This window comes from Jiangella alba (assembly GCF_900106035.1).
In the GTDB taxonomy this organism is placed as follows: Bacteria; Actinomycetota; Actinomycetes; order Jiangellales; family Jiangellaceae; genus Jiangella; species Jiangella alba.
Genome location: NZ_FNUC01000004.1, coordinates 331038 through 346443, shown reverse-complemented (window position 1 = coordinate 346443; position 15406 = coordinate 331038). Strand labels below are relative to the sequence as shown.

General features: G+C 73.5%; 20 protein-coding genes. 10 read left to right on the top strand and 10 right to left on the bottom strand.

The window, feature by feature from the left end:
* The first annotated feature begins 1 nt into the window (after position 1).
* Entirely contained in the window at positions 2 to 736 is a 735-nt protein-coding gene (locus BLV02_RS19450; RefSeq protein WP_069109730.1) for a class I SAM-dependent methyltransferase, read from the top strand.
* Here the strand turns inward: BLV02_RS19450 and surE are convergent.
* The gene (gene surE, locus BLV02_RS19445; RefSeq protein ID WP_069109729.1) at positions 720 to 1526 is read right to left on the bottom strand and encodes a 5'/3'-nucleotidase SurE; all 807 of its coding nucleotides are present in this window, start codon (positions 1524 to 1526) and stop codon (positions 720 to 722) included. The two genes, BLV02_RS19450 and surE, sit on opposite strands and share 17 nt — an antisense overlap.
* Positions 1523 to 2470: a 1-phosphofructokinase family hexose kinase gene (locus tag BLV02_RS19440; protein WP_069109728.1), complete on the bottom strand. Its 948-nt coding sequence runs from the start codon at positions 2468 to 2470 to the stop codon at positions 1523 to 1525. Before BLV02_RS19440 ends, surE begins: the two co-directional genes overlap by 4 nt.
* Before the next feature lie 114 nt (positions 2471 to 2584).
* On the opposite strand from BLV02_RS19440, the gene BLV02_RS19435 reads away from it, so the two are divergent.
* Positions 2585 to 2848, top strand: coding sequence for a GlsB/YeaQ/YmgE family stress response membrane protein (locus BLV02_RS19435; RefSeq protein WP_069109727.1), 264 nt, complete (start codon positions 2585 to 2587; stop codon positions 2846 to 2848).
* A gap of 2 nt (positions 2849 to 2850) precedes the next feature.
* On the opposite strand, the gene BLV02_RS19430 is transcribed toward BLV02_RS19435, so the two are convergent.
* Both BLV02_RS19430 and BLV02_RS19425 read right to left on the bottom strand, forming a co-directional pair.
* Positions 2851 to 3504, bottom strand: a complete 654-nt coding sequence (locus BLV02_RS19430; RefSeq protein WP_074946542.1) for a UdgX family uracil-DNA binding protein — start codon at positions 3502 to 3504, stop codon at positions 2851 to 2853.
* Positions 3497 to 4468 (bottom strand): NAD-dependent epimerase/dehydratase family protein, encoded by a 972-nt coding sequence (locus BLV02_RS19425; RefSeq protein ID WP_069109725.1) that lies wholly within the window; start codon positions 4466 to 4468, stop codon positions 3497 to 3499. The genes BLV02_RS19430 and BLV02_RS19425 overlap by 8 nt, the downstream gene beginning before the upstream one ends.
* Before the next feature lie 94 nt (positions 4469 to 4562).
* Between BLV02_RS19425 and BLV02_RS19420 the strand changes: the two genes are divergently transcribed.
* Together BLV02_RS19420 and BLV02_RS19415 are read left to right on the top strand one after the other, a co-directional pair.
* Positions 4563 to 5246, top strand: a complete 684-nt coding sequence (locus tag BLV02_RS19420) for a GAF and ANTAR domain-containing protein (RefSeq protein WP_216094020.1) — start codon at positions 4563 to 4565, stop codon at positions 5244 to 5246.
* Between the two features lie 52 nt (positions 5247 to 5298).
* Positions 5299 to 5655, top strand: coding sequence for a WhiB family transcriptional regulator (locus BLV02_RS19415; protein ID WP_083288309.1), 357 nt, complete (start codon positions 5299 to 5301; stop codon positions 5653 to 5655).
* 8 nt (positions 5656 to 5663) lie between these two features.
* Here the strand turns inward: BLV02_RS19415 and BLV02_RS19410 are convergent, their stop codons facing one another.
* Entirely contained in the window at positions 5664 to 6086 is a 423-nt protein-coding gene (locus tag BLV02_RS19410) for a hypothetical protein (protein ID WP_069109724.1), read from the bottom strand.
* 97 nt (positions 6087 to 6183) lie between these two features.
* Entirely contained in the window at positions 6184 to 7557 is a 1374-nt protein-coding gene (gene ligD, locus BLV02_RS19405) for a non-homologous end-joining DNA ligase (RefSeq protein WP_216094018.1), read from the bottom strand.
* Positions 7558 to 7814: 257 nt separating this feature from the next.
* Between ligD and BLV02_RS19400 the strand changes: the two genes are divergently transcribed.
* Positions 7815 to 8768: a sigma-70 family RNA polymerase sigma factor gene (locus BLV02_RS19400; protein ID WP_083288308.1), complete on the top strand. Its 954-nt coding sequence runs from the start codon at positions 7815 to 7817 to the stop codon at positions 8766 to 8768.
* Between the two features lie 195 nt (positions 8769 to 8963).
* On the opposite strand, the gene BLV02_RS19395 is transcribed toward BLV02_RS19400, so the two are convergent.
* Complete coding sequence (locus BLV02_RS19395) at positions 8964 to 9353, bottom strand: YjbQ family protein (RefSeq protein WP_425432595.1); 390 nt, start codon at positions 9351 to 9353, stop codon at positions 8964 to 8966.
* Between the two features lie 151 nt (positions 9354 to 9504).
* On the opposite strand from BLV02_RS19395, the gene BLV02_RS19390 reads away from it, so the two are divergent.
* The 3 genes from BLV02_RS19390 to BLV02_RS19380 all read left to right on the top strand — a co-directional run bounded on the left by BLV02_RS19390 (position 9505) and on the right by BLV02_RS19380 (position 11537).
* A complete protein-coding gene (locus BLV02_RS19390) occupies positions 9505 to 10014 on the top strand; it encodes an RNA polymerase sigma factor (RefSeq protein WP_069109721.1) in 510 nt (169 codons plus the stop codon).
* A gap of 198 nt (positions 10015 to 10212) precedes the next feature.
* Complete coding sequence (locus BLV02_RS38070; protein WP_143045068.1) at positions 10213 to 10842, top strand: hypothetical protein; 630 nt, start codon at positions 10213 to 10215, stop codon at positions 10840 to 10842.
* A gap of 173 nt (positions 10843 to 11015) precedes the next feature.
* Entirely contained in the window at positions 11016 to 11537 is a 522-nt protein-coding gene (locus BLV02_RS19380) for a hypothetical protein (protein ID WP_069109719.1), read from the top strand.
* Between the two features lie 10 nt (positions 11538 to 11547).
* On the opposite strand, the gene BLV02_RS19375 is transcribed toward BLV02_RS19380, so the two are convergent.
* The 3 genes from BLV02_RS19375 to BLV02_RS19365 form a co-directional block, all read right to left on the bottom strand.
* On the bottom strand, positions 11548 to 12372 hold the full coding sequence (locus BLV02_RS19375) for an ABC transporter permease (protein WP_069109718.1): 825 nt from the start codon (positions 12370 to 12372) through the stop codon (positions 11548 to 11550).
* Positions 12369 to 13364 carry an ATP-binding cassette domain-containing protein gene (locus BLV02_RS19370; RefSeq protein ID WP_069109717.1) on the bottom strand — a complete coding sequence of 332 codons (996 nt, stop codon included), beginning with the start codon at positions 13362 to 13364 and terminating at the stop codon, positions 12369 to 12371. The genes BLV02_RS19375 and BLV02_RS19370 overlap by 4 nt, the downstream gene beginning before the upstream one ends.
* A gap of 170 nt (positions 13365 to 13534) precedes the next feature.
* Positions 13535 to 14218, bottom strand: coding sequence for a PadR family transcriptional regulator (locus tag BLV02_RS19365; RefSeq protein ID WP_069109716.1), 684 nt, complete (start codon positions 14216 to 14218; stop codon positions 13535 to 13537).
* Positions 14219 to 14295: 77 nt separating this feature from the next.
* Here BLV02_RS19365 and cutA point away from each other — a divergent pair, with 77 nt between their 5' ends.
* Together cutA and BLV02_RS19355 are read left to right on the top strand one after the other, a co-directional pair.
* Positions 14296 to 14613: a divalent-cation tolerance protein CutA gene (cutA, locus tag BLV02_RS19360; RefSeq protein WP_069109715.1), complete on the top strand. Its 318-nt coding sequence runs from the start codon at positions 14296 to 14298 to the stop codon at positions 14611 to 14613.
* Between the two features lie 372 nt (positions 14614 to 14985).
* Positions 14986 to 15357: an STAS domain-containing protein gene (locus BLV02_RS19355; protein ID WP_069109714.1), complete on the top strand. Its 372-nt coding sequence runs from the start codon at positions 14986 to 14988 to the stop codon at positions 15355 to 15357.
* The last annotated feature ends 49 nt before the right edge of the window (positions 15358 to 15406 follow it).

Sequence of the window (15406 nt, the reverse complement as noted above, 5' to 3'; positions counted from 1 at the left end):
GATGGAGATCATGACGGGCGACGCGTTCGGCCGGGTGCTCGAGCGGTGCCACGCCGCCGCCGGGCGGCCCGGCGTGGCCTTCGCCGTCGTCGAGCGCGACGACGGGCACATCGGCGTCCACGACGCCGCCGCCTACTTCTCCGGGCGGGACGAGTGGCCGGAGCCCGAGCGGCGCGTCTGCGCGGGCCTCGCCGGACGGGTGCTCGACGTCGGCTGCGGTGCGGGCCGGCACGCGGCGGTGCTGGCCGCCGACGGCCTGGACGTCGTCGGCGTCGACACCTCCCCGGGTGCCGTGGCGGTGGCCCGCGCCCGCGGCGTCGACGCCCGGGCGGGGTCGGCGACGGCGCTGCCCGGCGGCGTCGGCACGTTCGACGCCGTCCTGCTGCTCGGCAACAACGTGGGCCTGCTCGGCTCGGCCGCCACGGCGCCGGTGGTGTTGGCCGAGCTGGCCCGGGTGACGGCGCCGGGCGGGCGGCTGCTGCTGTCGGGCCTGGACCCGTTCGACACCGACGACCCCGAACACCTCGACTACCACGGGTGGAACCGCGAGCGCGGCCGGCTGCCCGGCCAGTGCCGCATCCGGCTGCGCGACGGCCGGTTGGCGACCGAGTGGTTCGACTACCTGTTCCTGTCCGAGCCGGAGCTGCGCGCCGTCGTCGACCCGTCGCCGTGGCGCGCCACCCGGTGGGAGCGCGAGGGGCACGGGTACGCCGTCGAGCTCACTCTCGTGCCGTAGCGCCCGCCAGCGCGGCCAATGCCGGCGAGTCCGTCTCGGACACCGAGCGCAGCGCCGTCACGACGGCGTGACCACCGGCCAGCAGCGCGGCGTCGGTGCCGGGCGCGGGCGGGTCGGAGAGGTCGGCGACGGAGATCCGGATGTGCTCGTCGGTGTGCTCGGTCATCGTGGTCTGGACGATGCCGAACTCGGCCAGCGGCGCGGCGCGCAGGTCGCCCACCTCGTCCGGCTCGCGGTCGGGGACGTTGAGGTTGAGCACCGTCCCCGGCCGCTGCTCCAGCAGCACCGGCACCACCCGCGCGACCACGCCGGCCGCCGTCGCCCAGCGCGGGTCCGCGGACGGGCGCTCCAGGCCGAACTCCGCGGCCAGCCCCACGTCGAGCGAGACGGCCAGGCCGCGAGCGCCGTTGATGCCCGCGGTGAGCGCGGCGCCGACGGTGCCCGAGTGCAGGATCGCCCGCCCGACGTTGGCGCCGTGGTTGATCCCCGACAGCACGACGTCGGGCCGGTCGCCGAACGCGCCGTACGCCGCGATCAGCGCGATCAGCCCGGGCGCGGCCCCGACGGCGTACGCGGGCAGGTCGTCGAGGCCGTCCAGCGGCCGCCGCTCCAGCGCGATCCGGTCGCGGTCCTCCAGCCCGGCGACGATGGACGCCCCGCTGCCGCTGAACTGGACCGCCGGCGCCGCCACGACGACGTCCAGGCCGAGGTCGAGGGCGGTCGTGGCCAGCACCCGCAGCCCGGGCGCGTCGATGCCGTCGTCGTTCGTGACGAGCACCCGGGCGGTCACGAGCCGCTCCGTTCCAGCCGTTCCACCTCGACGAGGTCGCGCAGCTTCAGCACCGCCTCGGCGTCGCCGGTGCCGAGCCCGTGCCGCGTGACGTTGAGCATGCCGGCCGCGGCGCCCAGCCGGACCGCGTCCTCGATGTCGCCGCCGCGGGCCAGCGTCGCCGTGACGCCGGCGGTGAGCGAATCGCCGGCGCCGTGCGTGTCGGCCGACTGCAGCCGCGGCATGCGCACGATGCGGACGACGTCGTCGGCGAGCACCAGCAGCGGGTCGTGCGCCCGCGTGACGATCACGTGCTGCGCGCCCTCGTCGTGCACCTCGTGCATCGCCCGGATCAGCGCCTCCTGGTCATCCGTCGCCGCGCGGCCGTCGGCGAGCAGCTCCTCGTGGCTGACCTTGACCACCGTCAGGCCGCTCTCCAGGACGGCGGCCAGCCGGTCGCCCGCGAGGTCCGCGACCACCGGCTTCCCGACGGCGCGCAGGTCCGCGGCCAGCCGCCGGTACGCGTCGGCCGGGAGCGCCTCGCCCGCCTCCGGGTGGTCGGACGGGCCGCTGAGCAGCACGGCGCCCGCGTCCAGCCCGGCGCTCAGCGTCAGGCCGTAGAGCTCGTCCAGCTCGTGCCGCGTGAGCGGGTCGGACGGCGCCTCGGCCACCTCGACCCGCTCGCCGTCGCGGCGGTCGTGGACGTAGGCGCCGTTGCGCCCGGTGCCGTCGACCGCCTTGACGGTGACGCCCTCGTCCTCGATCAGGTGCCGCAGCACGGTCCCGGTCTCGCCGGCCAGGACGCAGCACATCGTCACCGAGACGCCGAGGGTGACGAGCATGCGCGCCTGCCAGACGCCCTGGCCCCCGGCGTGGACGTGGATGTCCGGCCGGCCGGCCTGATCCTCGATCGTCAGCGTGAGCACGGGCGACGGGGCGAACAACGCGACGTCGCTGAGGGTCATGGGCTGTCTCCGTTCGTCCACCGCGACGTACCCAGGCGGCGGTGAATTCACGCCATCGGGGTACGCCATCGGGCAGGATCGGAGCAGGCACACCATCCAGTTCGGGGAGGGCCCGTGGAGGTCAGCGGCATCATCTCGGCCATCGTCATCGGCGCGATCATCGGCGCACTGGGCCGGCTCGTCATCCCGGGGAAGCAGGCCATCCCCATCTGGCTGACCATCGTCATCGGCATCGTCGCGGCGCTCATCGGCACCGCCATCGTGGGCCCGCTGCGCGACACCAGCGGCGTCGACTGGATCGAGATCATCGTCCAGGTCGGCCTCGCCGCCGCCGGTGTGCTGCTGGCCACCAGCATGCGGTCCAAGGGGAACACCTGACGTCAGAGCAACGGCGCGACGGCCCGCAGGTCGGCGACGAAGCCGGCGTACGCCGCGTCCCGGTCCCGGGACCGCAGCACCGCCGACGGATGCACGGTGGCGACCACCATCGTGTCGCCGAGCGGCGGGCCGCCGCCGGGTTCGGCCAGCGGTGAGCCAGCGGCGTGGTCGGCCCATTCCAGCGGCTGCCCGTGCTGTTCGGTCACCCGGAACGAGCGGCCCAGGACCGTCGCGGCCGCGGTGGCGCCGAGCACGACGAGCACCCGCGGCCGGACGGCGGCCAGCTCGGCCCGCAGCCACGGCCGGCAGGCCGCGATCTGCCCGGCGTCGGGCTTCTCGTGGATGCGGCGCTTCCCCTCGCGATGGAACCGGAAGTGCTTGACGGCGTTGGAGACGTAGGCGCGGTCGCGGTCCAGCCCGGCGTCGGCCAGGGCGCGGTCCAGCAGCCGCCCGGCCGGGCCGGCGAACGGCCGCCCCTCGCGATCCTCGACGTCGCCCGGGGTCTCGCCGACCAGCATGAGCGGCGCGTCGCGCGGACCGGCGCCGAACACCGTCTGGGTGGCGTCGCGGTAGAGGTCGCAGGCCTGGCAGTGCTCGGCCGCGGCGCGCAGCCGGGTGAGCGACCGCGTCCGCGGGACGGTGGCGGCGTCAGGCACGCCGGAGCTTGCCCCGCCGGAACGACGCGAGCGTGGCGGCCAGCCCGTCGTGCACGGAGGTCCGCGGCCGCCAGTCCAGCAGTTGCGCGGCCAGCGTGATGTCGGGGCGGCGGGCCCGGCTGTCGACCGTCGGCGGCTCGACGAAGACGATCTCGGCGGCCGGGCCGGCGATCTCCGCGACCTCCTGGGCGATCGTGTACACCGGCACCGCCTCCGGGCTGCCGATGTTCACCGGCCCCGGGTAGCCGCCCTCGGCCAGCGCCAGCATGCCGGCGACCGCGTCGTCGACGTAGCACAGGGAGCGGGTCTGGGTGCCGGGCCCGGGCACGGTCAGCGGCGCGCCGGCCAGTGCCTGCCGGATGAACCGCGACACCACGCCGCCGTCGTCCAGGCGCATCCGCGGCCCGTAGGTGTTGAAGATGCGCCCGATCGCCGTCCGCAGCGCGTACGTCGTGCGGTAGGCGGTCGTCAGGGCCTCGGCGAACCGGCGTGACTCGTAGTAGGCGCCGTAGCCGTCGGCGGGGTCGACCTGGCCGACGTGGTCCTCGCGGCTGGGCACGTCGCCGGCTGGTCCGTACACCTCCGACGTCGACGCCAGTACGAACCGGGCCGACCGGGAGCGGGCGAGGTCGAGCGCGTTCAACGTGCCCGCGCTGGCGCTGCGCATCGTCGCGACCGGGTCGATCAGGTAGTCGCTGGGCGCGGCCGGCGCCGCGAGGTGGAAGACGACGTCGACCGGTCCGGGCAGCTCGCCGTCCAGCTCGTCGTTGAGATCGCGCCGGAGCAGCGCGAATTCCGGCTCGTCCGCGAGGTGCCGGACGTTCGCCGAGCGGCCGGTCTCGAAGTTGTCGACGCAGGTGACGCGGTGCCCGGACGCCAGCAGCGCGTCGCACAGGTGCGAGCCGAGGAACCCCGCCCCGCCAGTGACCACTGCGTGCGGTCGCAGATCACCGTTGCCCACCATGTTCCGGTGCGTACCCGATGGGGGAGGATCGACACTGCCGACCCGCTCGGGGAGGATGATGGCCCGGTAGGGGCTCGAGTGGCGGAGGACGGGTGTGACCGAACCTGATGCTGGCGACTTCGCCGAGATGGCGCTCGCGCTGCACGACGAGCCCGACGTCGAGCAGACGCTCGAGCGGGTGGTCGAGTACGCACAGCAGGCCACCGTCTGCGACGACGCCGGCCTGATGCTGCAGCGCGGCGGCGGGCGTCTCGAGACCGCCGTCGCCACCGACCCGCGGGTCGGCAAGGCCGACGAACTGCAGACCGCCCTCGGCGAGGGACCGAGCCGGGCGGCCATCGACACCCGCACGTCCATCCTGATCGACGACACCGCCGCCGAGCCGCGCTGGCCGGCGTGGGGCCCGCAGGCCGCCGACCTCGGCCTGTGCAGCGTGCTGTCGGTGTGCCTGCGCACCGGCAACACCACGCTCGGCACGCTCAACCTCTACGGCCACCGGCCGGGCATGTTCGACGACGACGACACCGACGTCGCGGAGATCTTCGCCCGGCACGCCTCGGTCGCGCTCGCGTCGGCGCGCGAGGAGCACGGACTGCGCCAGGCCATCGGCGCCCGGCACCTCATCGGGCTGGCCCAGGGCATCCTCATGGAGCGGTACGGCCTCGACGCCGACCGCGCGTTCGCCGTCCTGCGCCGCTACTCCCGCAACAGCAACGTCAAGCTGCGTGTCGTCGCCGAACGGGTCATCGCCACGGGGCGGTTGCCCGACGAGCCCTGATCCCGGGCCGTTCGGCCGGTTTGCCCCGGGAACCCGTGGGTAACCGGGGGTGATGACTGTCGGGGTGATGCGGATCGTCCGGAGAACGGAGGCCGGACGACGCAGCGATGTGGTGGTGCCGAGTCCGGACGAGCCAGGTGCTCGAGTCGACTCGGCGTCGTGGTGGGAGTACGGGCTGTGCCGGGGGTGGGACGCAGACCTGTTCTGCGTCCCCGAGGGGGTGTCGCCCAGCCGCAGACGCGCTCAGGAGACCCGTGCGAAACGGATCTGCGAGACCTGCCCGGTCCGGGACCGTTGCCTCGCCGAGGCGATGGAGCGGGACGAGCAGTACGGCGTGTGGGGCGGCCTGGACACCGAGGAGCGGCGGCAGCTGGAGCGGCGGCGACGGGGGATGCGCCGCTCCAGCTGACCGCGTCGTCAGCCCGGCCGGCGCTGCTCGTCCGAGACGACGTCGGGGCCGGTCCGGTCCGGATTCGGCGCGGCGTCGCGCGGCGAGGCGGGGTCCGGGGCGTCGGCGTCAGAGGCGTCGGGGTGCAGGGTGTCGGCTGTGCGGCGCCGTTCGGCGGCCGCCGCGGCCTCGTCGCCGGCGGTGGCGGTCAGCCGCTCGGCCTCGGCCTCCTGCTCCGCGGCCACTGCCCGTGCGTGCCGGGCCTGCGCGGCGCGTTCGTCGGCCTCGGCGCGGTGCATCTCGGCGGCCCGCTCGGCCGCGGCGGCCTGCTGCCGCTCCTGGACGGCCGCCTCGCGGCGGGCGGCGCTGCGGCGACGGCGCGACAGCAGCCACGCGGCGACGGCGACGAGCACCACGATGATGACCAGCACCACGATGAGCTCGGTACTCATGGGGTACCTCCCTCCGCCGCGGCCACGGTGGCCGCGGCATCCGGCACCCGTACCCGCCCCGGCCGCGGGCATGCCGCGCGGTCCGCACCGCCCGAGGTCAGGCTGGTGGCGGCACCGGCTCCTCGCGAACGATGTCGCGGGCCGGCTTGTCCTCGCGCAGCCCTTCGAACGACGGGTGACGCAGCGTGCCGGCGCCGGTCCACTCGGCGAACTCGACCTCGGCGACCAGGTCGGGCCGGACGAAGACGGCGTCGCGCTGCGGCTGGCGGCCGGTGAACGGGCTCTCGTCGGTGCGAAGGCCCTCCAGCCGCCGGAGCAGGCGGGCGCGGGTGGCGTCGTCGAAGCCGGTGCCGACCTTGCCGGCGAACCGCAGCGCGCCGTCGTCGTCGTGGTAGCCGGCCAGCAGCGCGCCGAGTGAACCCGCCAGCCGTCCCCGCCCCGCGATCCAGCCGCCGATGACGACCTCCTGCCTGCGCACGTTCTTGATCTTCAGCCAGTCGCGGCTGCGCCGGCCCGGCTGGTACCGGCTGGCCAGCCGCTTCGCGACGACGCCCTCCAGTCCTTGGCGGCGGGTCGCGTCGAGCAGGACGTCGCCGTCGCCGCGCTGGTAGTCGGGCACCTGCCAGTGCGGCCCGGTCAGCCCGAGCGCGGCCAGCTCGCGGCGCCGCTCCTCGTACGGCGTGTCCAGCAACGACCGGCCGTCGAGGTGGAGCAGGTCGAAGATCACGTAGACGACCGGCACGGCCTGCGCCTGGTGCCGGATGTCGGCGTCGGAGGCCAGGTGGATGCGCGGCTGAATGCGCTGGAAGCTGGGCCGGCCGTCGTCGCCGAACGCGACGATCTCGCCGTCGAGCACCAGCCGATGCGCGCCGACGGCGTTCGTCAGCGGCCGCAGCTCGGGGTACTGCCGGGTGAAGTCGCGCCCGTTGCGCCCGACGAGGCGGAGCCGGCCGGGCTCGCCGAACGCGAGCGCGCGGACGCCGTCCCACTTGATCTCGAAGCCCCACGCGTCCTGGTCCGGCGGCAGCGTCGACAGCGTGGCGGCCATCGGCAGCAGGGACGGCGGCAGCGGCTCGCCGTCGTCGGCCGGGCCGTCCATGCGGTGGATCATCCAGTCGTCGCCGCGGGTGCGGAACAGCGCGAACCGGCCCTGGACCTTCGCGCCGTGCAGCCGGGCCACGACCTTGTCGTCGCGGAACTTCTCCGCCTCGTAGGTGCCGTGGTCCCAGATCGTGAGGGCGCCGCCGCCGTACTGGCCGGCCGGGATCTCGCCGTCGAAGTCGAGGAACTCCAGCGGGTGGTCGTCGGTGCGGACGGCGAGCCGGTTCTCGTCGGGCGTGCGGGGGAAGCCGCGGGGCAACGCCCACGACGCCAGCACGCCGTCGTGCTCGAGCCGCAGGTCCCAGTGCAGCCGGCGGGCATGGTGCTCCTGGACGACGAACCGCCCGCCGGAACCATCGTCGTCGCTCATCCGTTCCATCGTCGCCGGGGAGCACCCCGCCGACAAGCGCGAACGCCGGAATACCCGGCGCTATCGGGACGTTCCTCTAGCTGGAAGTCCCCGGTAGGCCGCCATCGGCCCGGGGCTTCGGGAGCCGGATCGAGAGATCCGCGGGCTCCCGCAGGGCAACCCACCAACGCAACCACCGACGGTCCGCGCCTGAGTGCGCGCGCCCGGGCGTGCCATGGGCCGCCACGACAACGTTGAGACACGAGGGAGACGAACGAATGACGATGGTGCAGGAGCAGGTGCGCTCCCCGGACCGGGGGCGCGACGAGGACTACGACCTCGTCGGTCAGTACCTCAAGCAGATCGGCACGACGCCGCTGCTGTCGGCGGCCGAGGAGGTCGAGCTGGCGCGTCGCATCGAGGCCGGCGTGTACGCGGCGTCGCTGCTGGACGACACCAAGCCCGGCCGGCGCCGCGACGAGCTGGCGGCGCTGGTCCTCGACGGCGAGCAGGCCCGCGACCACATGATCCGCGCGAACCTGCGGCTGGTCGTGTCCGCGGCGCGCAAGTACTACCGCAACAGCGGGCTGCCGTTCCTCGACATCGTGCAGGAGGGCAACCTGGGCCTGATCCGCGCGGTCGAGAAGTTCGACTACGCGAAGGGGTTCAAGTTCTCGACCTACGCGATGTGGTGGATCCGGCAGGCCATCGAGCGCGGCAAGGCCGAGCGGGCGCGCACCATCCGGCTGCCGGTGCACGTCCTCGAGACGCTGTCCAAGCTGGGCAAGGCCGAGCGCAAGCTCACCGTCGACCTCGGCCGCGACCCCACGGCGGACGAGCTGGCCGCCGAGATCGACCTCACCCCGGCCCGGGTCATCGAGCTGCGCCGCATCCGCCGCGACACCGTCAGCCTCGACACCCCGGTCGGCGACGAGGGCACCGCCAGCATCGGCGACCTCATCGAGGACACCGAGACGCCGCAGGCCACCGACGTCATCGAGTTCCAGGCGCTCGGTGAGCAGGTGCGCGACCTCGTCAACACGCTGGCCCCCCGCGAGGCGCTGATCGTCTCGATGCGCTTCGGCCTCGAGGACGGCGAGCAGCACACCCTGCAGGAGGTCGCCGAGCGCGTCGGCCTCACGAAGGAGCGGGTGCGGCAGCTGGAGAAGCTGGCGCTGGCCGAGCTGCGCGACCCCGCGCGGCACCAGCCGCTGATCGAGTGGGCTGGCTGACGCTGCCTCCGGCCGCAGCGCACCCGGCACGGATGCTGTGACGATGACGTCCGCCATGATCATCCAACTTTTGGGCTGCTCTGACAGCCCAGAAGTTGGATGGTCTCTCTGTCAAGCAACTCGACATCGAAGTGTCATGGCCGGACGGCCGGCCGTCAGGCAGCGCACGCCCGAGCCCGGGGACGGCGACTGAGCTCACCCGGCGAGGAACGACAGCCGTAGCTTGCGGTCGCGGTTGTCGACGTTGGAGTCGACGACGACGACGCTCTGCCAGGTGCCCAGCGCCGGCGCGCCGCCCAGCACGGGCAGCGTCAGCGACGGCGCGATGAAGGCGGGCAGCACGTGGTCGCGGCCATGGCCGAGGCTGCCGTGGCGGTGCCGGTAGACGTCCTCGCGCGGCAGCAGCCGGTCGACCGCGCCGGCGAGGTCGGGCTCGGTGCCGGAGCCGGTCTCGATCAGCGCCAGCCCGGCCGTCGCGTGCGGGACGAACAAGTGGCACAGGCCGTCGCCGCGGCCACGGCAAAACTCGAGCACGTCGCGGGTCACGTCGGTGACCAGATCGGTGCCGGTGCGCAGGTCGATGATCCGGCTGTCCACGGGTCCATTCTGACGGGTCGGGTCGGCGCGCGTTCCGGAAGGTGGAGGTGTGCCCGTAACCTTCTGGCCAGCGAGGTGATCAGACTGCGCAGCGGGCGCCAACGGGAGGCGAGCGATCATCGGGGAAGACTTCGAGGTCGTGTTCGACGCGGCGCGCGCGGGTGCGCCGTGGGCCTTCGAACGCCTGTACACCGATCTCGCGCCGGTCGTCACGGGCTATCTGCGGCTCCAGGGCGCCGCCGAGCCCGACGACCTGACCAGTGAGGTCTTCCTCGGGGTGTTCGCCGGGCTGGCCTCGTTCGAGGGGACGGAGCCGCAGTTCCGGTCGTGGGTCTTCACCATCGCGCACCGCCGCCTGATCGACGAGCGGCGGCGGGCCGCGCGCCGTCCCAGCGAGCCGACCGACGACCCCGCCACGCTCGACGGGCCCGGCGGCGACGCCGAGGCGGAGGCCATCGACGCGCTCGGGCTGCGGCGCGTGTACGAGCTGTGCGCGACGCTCTCCGCGGAGCAGCGCGAGGTCGTGCTGCTGCGCGTCGTCGGCGACCTCACCGTCGAGCAGGTCGCCCGGACGGTCGGCCGGTCCGTCGGCGCGGTGAAGGCGCTGCAACGACGCGGCCTCACCGCGCTGCGAAAAAAAATCGACTGACCCCGTACCCCTGGGCGTACCCGCGTCGATTACCAGGACGAGATGCTCCCGCTGCACCTACTCGACGAGGATGCCGTCGAGGCCCTGCTGACCGGCCGCCCGGTCACGCCCGGACTCGCGCCGCTGGCCGGCGCCGTCGGGCAGCTCCGCGCTGCCGCGCGGCAGCCGGTGCGGCCGTCCGAGGAGCTGGCGCGGCGCATGGCCACGGGCGACTTCTCCGGCATCCCGCCAGCACCGCTGAGCCCTGAGCCGGCCGGCCGTCGCCGCATCCGGGCGTGGCTCACCGGGGTCAGCCCGCGTGCCCGCGTCGTCACCGGCGCCGTGGTCGTGTTCACGGGCCTCACCGCGGCCACGGCCGCGGGTGCGCTGCCCGGCGGAGCGCAGGCCCACGTCGAGAAGTTCATCGAGACGGTGACGCCGATCAGCTTCCAGCACGATGAGCCCGGCACCGACGTCGTCGAGGACGTCAGCGACACCGGCACCACCACCGAGCCCGACACGGGCCGCCCCGAAGACCCCGGCGAGCCGGTGAGGCCACCCGGCAAGCCGGAGACCCCGCCCGGGAAGCCCCCGGAGAAGCCGGACAACCCGAACAAGCCCGAGGAGCCGCCGGGTAAACCGCCCGAGAAGCCCGACAACCCGAACAAGCCCGAGAGTCCGCCGGGCAAACCAGAGAAGCCGGAGAAGCCCGGTAACGAGGGCAACGGAAACGGCAACTCCGGCAACGGCAATTCCGGTAACGGCCAGGGCAATTCCGGGAACAACGGGAACGGCAACGGCAACGGGAATTCCGGTAACGGCAACAACGGCAACGGAAACGGCCCTTAAGGGCCCCGAGAACGCCCGACGTACCACGACGACGTCGGGTGCAGGTTGCGGCCCCGGTTCGCTGCGGAGGCCGGGGTCGCAACCTCAATCTTTCGCCGGGTTCCGGTGGCGTCCGAATGGGCGCCGCCGGACCGGGTAAGCGGACGCACGTCGCCCATTCGGGAGGAGGCGCGGTGTCCGAGTCCGCAGCCGATCAGACCACCCGGCCGGAGCCCCAGTTGCTCGGCATCTACCTCAACGACCACCTGGCCGGCGCCACCGCCGGAGTCCAGTTGGTGCGCCGGCTGGCTCGCAAGATGCACGGCAGACCGGTGGAGGAGCCGCTGGCCGGCCTGGCGGCGGACGTCCGGGCCGACCGCGACGAGCTGGTCGAGATCATGGACGAGCTGGAGGTGCCGGTCCGCCGCTACAAGCTGTACACGGCCGCTGCCGCCGAGCTGGCCGGCCGGCTGAAGTTCAACGGCCATCTGCTGACCCGGTCACCGCTGAGTGTGATCGTGGAGCTGGAGATGCTGCGGCTCGGCATCGAGGGCAAGGCCAGCGGCTGGCGGACCCTGCGCACCGTCGGCGCGGAGCGCGGCCGCCCCGACGTCGCCCGCGTCGACCGGCTGCTGGAACGGGCCGCCGAGCAGGCGGCGGTGGTCGAGACGCTGCGGGTCAGGGCCGCGGCGCGGGTGTTCGGCGCCGCGGCCTGACCCGTCCGCGTCAGACCGAGCGCTGGTAGGCGCGGAACGCCCGGGTCGCCAGCCAGGCCATGACGAGCGTCAGCGCGGCCAGCAGGCCGGCCCGGCCGAGGACGGCGGACCAGTCGGGGTGGCCGAGCAACGCGTCGCGGCTGGCCCGGGCGGCCCAGTCGACCGGGTTGTAGCGGGCGGCGGTGCCGACCCAGCCGGGCAGCAGCGCCGGCGCCATCATCACCGTCGACATGAACGCCAGCGGCAGCGTCAGGAACTGCGACACGCCGATCAACGACTCCTGCGACCGCAGCGTCAGCGCCACCGCGCAGGACAGCGCCGCGAAGATCACCGCGAGCAGCGTGGCGCACAGCAACACCACGAGCACGCCGGCCACGCCGCCGTCGTACCGAGCACCGGCCAGCAGACCGACCCCGAACACGATCAGCGACTGCACGACCGTGACGACCGCCTGGTAGGCCAGTGCGCCGGTGATCAGCGCGCCCCGGCTCACCGGCGACGTCAGGTTGCGGTCCATGACGCCGCGCTGCATGTCGTCGATGAACGCGGTGCCGGCCCAGCCGGCCGACATCATCGCCGTCATGACGACCACGCCGGGGGTGAGGTACTCCAGGTAGGAGATGCCGCCGAAGCCGGGCAGGTCGGCGACCCGCTCGAACAGCGCGCCGAAGAGCAGCAGCCACACCATCGGCTGGATCAGCGTGAACGCCAGGTACACCGGCTGGCGGCGCAGGATGCGCAGCGAGCGGGCGATCAGGTAGGCCGTGTGCCGCAGCGCCAGGCCGCGGGGGACGTCGGGGCGGGCCGGCGCCACGGGGGCGAGCGTCGCGCTCATGCCGCCACCTCCGTCGCGGCCAGACCGGCGCGGTCGGCGCTGTGGAAGGACCGGCCGGCGTGGCGCAGGTAGACGTCGTCCAGCGACGGCCGGGCGACGGTGACGGAGGCGAGCGGGACGCCGGCGCCCTCCAGCGCGGCGAGCAGCCCGGGCAGCGTCGCAGCGCCGTTGCCGACGCTGGCGTGCAGCCGGGCGCCGTCGACGCCGACCTCACCGACGCCGCGGACGGCGGCGATGGCGGTCCGGGCGGCGAGCTGCTGACCCGGGTCGGCCAGCTCGACCTGGACGGTGTCGCCGTCGAGGCCGCCCTTCAGCTCCTCCGGCGTGCCCTCGGCGACGACCTGGCCGCGGTCGATGATGACCAGGCGGTCGGCCAGGTGGTCGGCCTCCTCCAGGTAGTGGGTGGTGAGCAGGACGGTGACGCCGTCGGCCTGCGTGACGCCGGAGATCTCGGCCCACATGTCGGCGCGGGCCTCGGGGTCCAGGCCGGTGGTCGGCTCGTCGAGGAACAGCACCCGCGGCCGGTGCATGAGCGCCAGGGCCACGTCGAGCTTGCGCTGCATGCCACCGGACCACGTCTTCGTGACGCGGTGCGCGGCGTCGGCCAGCCCGAACCGCTCCAGCAGCTGGTCGCCGCGGGTGCGGATGTCCGAGCGCGAGAGGCCGTAGATGTGGCCCTGCAGCGTGAGGTTCTCGCGGCCGGTGGCGGTCGGGTCGAAGCACGGCTTCTGCGGGACGTAGCCGATGGCGTGCCGGACCCGGCCGGGTTGCGTCGCCACGTCCAGCCCGGCGACCACGGCGCTGCCGCTGTCGGGCGTCGAGAGCGTGGTGAGGATCTTCGTGGTGGTGGACTTGCCGGCGCCGTTCGGGCCGAGCAGTCCGAACACGGTGCCACTGGGGACCGCGAAGCCGACGCCGGACAGCGCCCGGACGGCCTTCGCTCCCTTGCCGTAGGTCTTGACCAGACCCTCGGCCTCGATGGCGTGCTGCATGGGTGGATCTCCTTCCGATGGGAAGGAACCGGTGCCGCACGGTGCCGCCCGTATCCTGGGTGGTGCAGGACCTGGGATCGGGGCGATCCGCGAGGTGAGTCTCCGGTTCCTGGTTTTCGATCGGCTCCCGGCCGTGGTGTTGCAGCACCGTGGCCGGGAGCCGTTGCTCGTTACGTGCCCTCGTCGCGGCCGAACGCGAGGTCGTCGGCGAACTCGGCGCTGAGCTTCGCCTCGATCTCCTCCGGCGGCACGCCGTCGCGGCGCAGCTCGTGCATGCGCTGCCACATGGCGAACCCGCCGAGGCTGCCGTCGCGGAGGTCGGCCAGCAGGTTCTCGACGAACGCGGTCTCGGCCGCGAGCAGCGCGGCGGAGAACTCGGCCTCGATCATGAACAGCCGCGGCAGCCCGACCACCTTCGCCTCCTCGAACATCGCGTCGACCGCCTTCTGCTGGAAGCGCAGGTTGCGCAGGCGCTGGCCGAGCAGCTCGATCACTTCGTCCGGCGGCAGCGCGCCGGCCAGCGACAACGCGGCCTCGAACTGGGTGAACTCCTTCTTCGGCGTGCTCAGCAGCTCGACCATCCAGTCGACCATGACCTGGCTGCCGGACTCGGTGATGGCGTAGACGGTCCGCTCCGGCCGCCGGCCCTCGCGCACCGTCTCGGCCGCCTCGATCAGCCCGCGCTTCTGCAGCGACTCGACGACGGAGTACAGCGAGCCGTAGTTCAGCTTGATGCTGTCTTCCTTGCGCCGCTCGCGCATGGTGCTGGACATCTCGTACGGGTGCATCGGCCGCTCCGCCAGCAGCACGAGCACGGCCAGCGCCAGCGGGTTGGACGGACGGGTCGCGGCCACGACGCCTCCTCGCTCGTTCGAATACTCGACTTCGAGTATTCGCCTCCGAGTGGGCGTTGTCAACTAGGCTGCGAAGCATGTCCAGTGGTCAGGTCATCGTCACGACGACGGTCGACGACGAGGAGGCGGCGCGCGAACTGGCCGCCGGTGTCGTCGCGGCGCGGCTCGGGGCCTGCGCGCAGCTCGTCCCCGTCACCAGCGTCTACCGGTGGGAGGGCGAGGTGCGGACGGAGCCCGAGTGGCGGGTCGAGATCAAGACCACGGCGGCCCGTGCGGAGGCGCTGACGGCGCACCTGCGCGAGGTGCATCCGTACGACCTGCCGGAGGTCGTCGTCACGCCCATCGTCGGCGGCAGCGAACCGTACCTGGCCTGGGTCGACGCCGAGTCGAGCTGACCGCCGAGGGAGTCCGGGCCCGCGTTCGGGACGCGGGCCCGGCCACCCGGTGCGCCGGATCGGCGCGGGCACCCCCGTGACGGGCACGCCGGCCCGCCGTATCTGATGACCCGCGACCCGGGTGGACGGTTGCATCGAGGTTGCGACGCGATCGATTGCCAGCGCAAAGGATCTTGCTTCCGGGCGCTCGCCGTGCCAGAGTGACGTCCTCGTGTTGATCCAGGGAGACCTTGACAGTCCGCACGACGCTCAGTAAAGGTAGGCGTCGGATGACATCGGCACCTCGTCCCCGCGTTGGGTGCCGACCACTGGAGGCTTGGCAGGACTCGGGGTGGAGTCCAGGCCTCCCGAACCGATGGTGGTGAAGCGTCCGTGAGCAACGACGTCGCTGTGCAGGCCCGCGACTTCGGTGGCTGCACGATCCTGACCGTTCCCGGCGATCTCGACGCCGCGCTGGCCGACGAGATCCGGTGGGCCGCCAGTGCCGCCGAGAGCCGTCACGTCGTCGTCGACCTGGGCCGGGCCGGCTCGGTCGAGCCGTTGGCGGCGACGGTGCTGGTCGGGTTGCACCAGCGCATCCACGCGAGAGGCGGCGGCGTCTGCGTCGTCACCCGCGACCTCGGGGTGCGCGCCCAGTTGGAGCGGTCTGCGGCCGGACCCGCGCCCCGCTGCTACACCGAGATCGGCGACGCCCTCGAGGCGTCCATGTCCGAGCGCCAGGCCGGGCTCGCCCGGCTCGCCTGAGCACCGGGCGGTGGACGACGCCAGCACGCCGTCCACCGCCGCTCCTGAG